The organism is Streptococcus pseudopneumoniae (assembly GCF_001068775.1).
GTDB lineage: Bacteria > Bacillota > Bacilli > Lactobacillales > Streptococcaceae > Streptococcus > Streptococcus pseudopneumoniae_N.
The window spans coordinates 1-476 of the sequence record NZ_JWAJ01000082.1 but is presented as its reverse complement, the minus strand read 5'-3'; the positions used below and the strand labels follow the sequence as shown (position 1 = coordinate 476).

Sequence of the window (476 nt, the reverse complement as noted above, 5' to 3'; positions counted from 1 at the left end):
TTCTGTTATACTACCTGTTCGCTCACAATAGGAGAGAACTTTTTTACGAAAATCTATTGAATATGCCATAAGAAGATTATACCACATTATGTACTGTTTTAGGTTCATTTTACTATACCAATAATCTCATTAAACTCATCAAACGAAATGCTTTTGGTTTTAGGAACTTTGACAACTTTAAGAAACGAATTTTCATCGCTCTGAATATAAAAATGGAGAGGACAACGATTGTCCTCTCCAGATGTTAGCTTTTATTCAACCCACTACAGTTAACAAAGAGCCTTTTAAAGTCAAAAAAAGAGCTTTTAAGCTCTTCAACTACGGAGAATAAGGGATTCGAACCCTTGCGCCAGTTACCCGACCTAACGATTTAGCAAACCGTCCTCTTCAGCCTCTTGAGTAATTCTCCTATTAATGGGCACGAGTGGACTCGAACCACCGACCTCACGCTTATCAGGCGTGCGCTCTAACCACCT

1 tRNA gene and 1 pseudogene are annotated in these 476 nt (G+C 38.7%); one reads left to right on the top strand and one right to left on the bottom strand.

Annotated features, from left to right (window positions below):
• Positions 1 to 116 precede the first annotated feature (116 nt).
• Positions 117 to 248, top strand: a pseudogene (locus ADF68_RS10835) (transposase); the annotation flags it as partial.
• Between the two features lie 73 nt (positions 249 to 321).
• Here ADF68_RS10835 and ADF68_RS03805 read toward each other — a convergent pair.
• Positions 322 to 409 (bottom strand) — tRNA-Ser (locus tag ADF68_RS03805).
• Positions 410 to 476: the final 67 nt, after the last annotated feature.